The organism is Nocardia sp. NPDC058633 (genome assembly GCF_042717045.1).
Taxonomy (GTDB): domain Bacteria; phylum Actinomycetota; class Actinomycetes; order Mycobacteriales; family Mycobacteriaceae; genus Nocardia.
In genome coordinates, this window is sequence record NZ_JBHXRA010000042.1 from 1 (window position 1) to 4558 (window position 4558).

Sequence of the window (4558 nt, forward strand, 5' to 3'; positions counted from 1 at the left end):
CGGCGATGGGCCAGGAGTCGGCTGAGGGCACCTTTGTCCCTGTCCTCCGCCGCGATCGTCCCGAAGAGCGTGAGCTGGTCTCCGCACTGGCCAAGCTGCACGTCGCCGGCCTGGGCGTGGACTGGGACGCGTACTTCGGCGACCGAACCACCGCACACCTCGACCTACCGACCTACGCGTTCCAGCGGCTGCGCTACTGGCTGGACCCACTTGTCTCCACGGCCGGCGACGTCGGATCCGCAGGTCTCACTCCGGTCGACCATCCGGTGCTCAGCGCGGTCGTGGTGTCGCCGGAGTCGGACGGGGTCGTACTGACCGGCCGACTGTCCATGGACACTTCGCCGTGGGTCGCCGACCACGACGTGCTCGGCACCGTCCTGCTGCCCGGCACCGGCTTCGTCGAGCTCGCGATCCGGGCCGGTGACGAGGTCGGTTGCGGTCGGCTGGAGGAGCTGACGCTCCAGGCGCCACTGGCGCTGCCCGAACGCGGCGCCGTGGTGATCCAGGTCGTCGTCGGCGATCCCGACGCGAGTGGAAGCCGCCCCGTGAGCATCCACTCTCGCGCCGAGGGTGCCGAGGGTGATTGGACCCGCCACGCCGCGGGTTCGCTGACCGGTGCAACCGCAGAGCCAGGCTTCGATCTGCGGCAGTGGCCGCCCGCCGGAGCCACCCCAGTACGGGTCGAGGGCTTCTATGAGCGGCTGACTGGTCGCGGATACGGGTACGGACCGGTCTTCCAGGGGCTCGAGGCCGCTTGGCGCAAGGGCGAGGACGTTTACGCCGAGGTCGTGCTCCCGGATCAGGCGCACGCCGACGCGGCCCGCTTCGGGCTGCACCCCGCCCTCCTCGACGCCGCGATGCACGCCGACCTGCTGGACGCACAGGGAGAGGCGGTTGGCGATACTCTCCTGCCGTTCTCCTGGAACGGAGTAACACTCCATGCAGTCGGTGCCACCGACCTGCGTGTCCTGCTGCGCCGTATACGGGGCGACGAGCTGTCGGCCCTGTGGGTTGCCGATGCCACCGGAGCACCGGTGGCGACCGTCGAACAACTGGTCTCCCGCCCGGTCACCGCCGAACAGCTGGAAGCTGCTCGCGGCGGACAGTCCAACTCCCTGTTCCACATCGGCTGGAACGCGCTTCCGCTGCCCGAGACCGTCACCTCGGTCGTCGCCCGCCTCGCGGGACTGCCCCAACTTCTCGGCGCCGTACCGGAGTTCTCCGACCTCGCTGCGCTCGCAGCCGCGGTCGAGGCAGGTGCGCCGGTTCCCGACGTCGTGCTGTACCCGGTCTCCCCGGCAGCGACGGACGCCGCCACCGCGGTGGACGCGGTCCGCGACGTCTCGCTCACGGTCCTGGAGACTGTACGGGCCTGGCTCGCCGACGAACGGTTCGCCGACTCTCGGCTGGTCGTGGTGACCCGCTACGCCGTCGCGGCCCGCGTCGAGGACACCCTCGATCTGGCCCAGGCACCGGTGTGGGGTCTGATCCGAGCCGCCGAGGCCGAGAACCAAGGGCGTTTCGGCCTTCTCGACACCGACGGGACCGCATCCTCCCTCGACGTCTTGACGGCCGTCGCCGCGACGGGCGAGCCCGAGGCAGCGGTGCACGGCGGGCACTTCGCGGTACCCCGCTTCACCTCGGTCCCGGCCGGATCCGAGCCTTCGCCGTGGGATGGTGAGGGCACGGTTCTGATCACGGGTGGTACCAGTGGTCTGGGTGCGCTGGTCGCCCGTCACCTGGTGGTGGAGCACGGTGTGCGGCACGTGCTGTTGACCAGCAGGCGCGGGGCGGGGGCTCCGGGGGCGGAGGAGTTGCGCGGGCAGCTGGTCGAGGCGGGTGCCGAGGTCACGATCGTCGCGTGCGACGTTTCGGACCGTGTGGCGCTGGCCGGTCTGCTGGCGGGCGTGGCCGCGGCTCATCCTCTGACTGCGGTCGTGCACGCTGCGGCGGTCGTCGACAGCGGCCTGGTTGGGACGCTCACCCCGGAACAGTTCGACAAGGTGCTGCGGCCCAAGGCGGATGCGGCCTGGCACCTGCACGAGCTCACCGCTGAGCTGGGCATCGATCTCAAGGCCTTCGTCCTGTTCTCCTCGGCCGGCGGCATGGTCCTGGCGGCTGGCCAGGCCAACTATGCGGCCGCCAACGTCTTCCTCGACGCCCTCGCTCACCACCGCAAGGCAGCCGGTCTCCCGGCCTCCTCCCTCGCCTTCGGCATGTGGGCAGTCGACACCGGTCTCGGCGGTCCGCTCGCCGACTCCGACCTCGAGAGGATGAAGCGGCTCGGCATGCCGGCGCTCAACGCTGCCGAAGGCCTCGCGCTCTTCGACGCCGCCCTCGCTTCGGGCGCCCATCAGGTCGCCCCCGTACGTATCGACACGACGGCCCTGCGGGCCAGGACAGACGAAGCGCCCGCGCTGCTGCGCGGCCTGGTACGGCGACCAGGGCGCCGCACCGCGCCGTCGGCGCACCAGGGATCTGTCACAGGCAGCGCGTTCGAGCAGCGGCTGGCAGGACTGAGCGAGGCAGAGCGGGACCGCGCGCTGCTCGACCTGGTTCGCCGCGAGGTCGCGTCCGTGCTAGGACACAGCAGTCCGGAATCGGTGAGCCCCGACCGGGCCTTCAATGAGCTGGGCTTCGACTCCCTCGCCGCCGTGGAACTGCGCAACGCGCTCAACGCGGCCACCGGCCTCAAGCTGCCTGCCACGCTCGTCTTCGACCACCCCAACTCTCGGGCCGTGGCCGCCCTCGTCAAGGAGAAGGTCGAGGGTGTGAGCGCGCATGTTATGCCCATGGTTGTCGGCACTGACGACGACCCGATCGCCATCGTCGGCGTCAGCTGCCGCTTCCCCGGCGGAGTCCGCTCCGCGGAGGACCTGTGGAACTTGGTCGCCGAGGGCCGCGACGCCGTGACCGGCTTCCCCGCCGACCGCGGCTGGGACGCCGCGCGCCTGTACGATCCGGAGCCTGGCACGCCCGGCAAGACGTATGTGACCGAAGGCGGCTTCCTGCACGACGCCACGGAGTTCGACCCTGAGTTCTTCGGCATCATGCCGCGCGAGGCCGTCGCCATGGACCCGCAGCAGCGGCTGCTGCTGGAGACCTCCTGGGAGGCCATCGAGCGTTCCGGGATCGACCCGACCTCGCTACGCGGCAGCCAGACCGGCGTGTACGTGGGCGTCATGTACCACGACTACGGCACCCGGCCCGGCGCCGTTCCCGACGAGCTCTCACCCTATCTGGGCAACGGCAGCGCTGGCAGCATCGCCTCCGGTCGAGTCGCCTACACCCTGGGGCTGGAGGGCCCCGCCGTCACCGTCGACACCGCCTGCTCTTCCTCGCTGGTCTCGCTCCACATGGCCTGCCAGGCACTGCGCCAGGGCGAGGTCACGATGGCTCTGGCAGGCGGCGTGACCGTGATGCCGACGCCGGACATCTTCGTCGACTTCAGCCAGCAGCGCGGTCTGGCCGCCGACGGCCGCTGCAAGGCGTTCGCCGGCGCCGCCGACGGCACCGGCTGGTCGGAAGGCGTGGGTCTGCTGCTCGTCGAGCGGCTCTCGGACGCCCAGCGCAACGGGCATCCGGTACGGGCGATCATTCGCTCCAGCGCCACCAACCAGGACGGTGCGAGTAACGGCCTCACCGCTCCCAACGGACCGTCCCAGCAGCGCGTCATCCAGCGCGCCCTGGCAGTCGCGGGGCTGTCCTCCGCCGACGTAGACCTCGTCGAGGGCCACGGCACGGGGACGACACTGGGAGACCCGATCGAGGCCCAGGCGCTGCTCGCCACCTATGGCCAGGGGCGTCCCGCGGACCGGCCGCTGTGGCTCGGCTCCATCAAGTCGAACATCGGCCATGCGCAGGCGGCGTCCGGTATCAGCGGTGTCATCAAGATGGTCGAGGCTATGCGCCACGGCGTACTGCCCAAGACCCTGCACGTGGACGAGCCCTCGCCTCATGTGGACTGGTCCGCGGGCAACGTCAAGCTGTTGACCGAGGCCCGTGACTGGCCCGAGACCGGTCGCCCGCGCCGGGCCGCCGTTTCCTCCTTCGGACTCAGCGGCACCAATGCGCACGTCATTCTGGAACAGGCCCCCGCGTCGGTCTCGGGCGCGTACGAGGAGTCCCCGCGGAAGCCGATGACCGGTGGTCGCACGGCGGCGCTGGTGCTGTCCGCCCGCGATGCCCAGAGCCTGCCCGCGCAGGCCGAGCGGCTCGAGGCGTTCGTCGAGTCCGACCCGGAGCTGGACCCGTTCGACGTCGGCTTCTCCCTGGCGACTTCGCGCGCCGTCCTCGGCCATCGTGTGGCGGTGCTGGGCGCGGACCGTGAGGAGCTGCTCCGCGGCCTCGCTGCTGTGGCGGAGGCCACGAGTGCGCCGAACATCGTCACAGGACAGGACCGCGCCGGTGGCTTGACGGCGTTCCTGTTCACTGGTCAGGGTGCGCAGCGGTTGGGGATGGGACGGGAGTTGTGCAACGCGTTCCCCGTGTTCGCGCAAGCCTTCGACGCGGTCCTGGCAGAGCTGGACATGCCGCTGCGGGAGGTCGTGTGGGGCGA

Annotated in this window: 1 protein-coding gene; it reads left to right on the plus strand. The window is 70.8% G+C overall.

The genetic code is table 11. From position 1 onward, the window contains the following. On the plus strand, positions 1-4558 hold a 4558-nt coding region (locus ACFWUR_RS29590; protein WP_378911227.1), incomplete at both ends, for a type I polyketide synthase.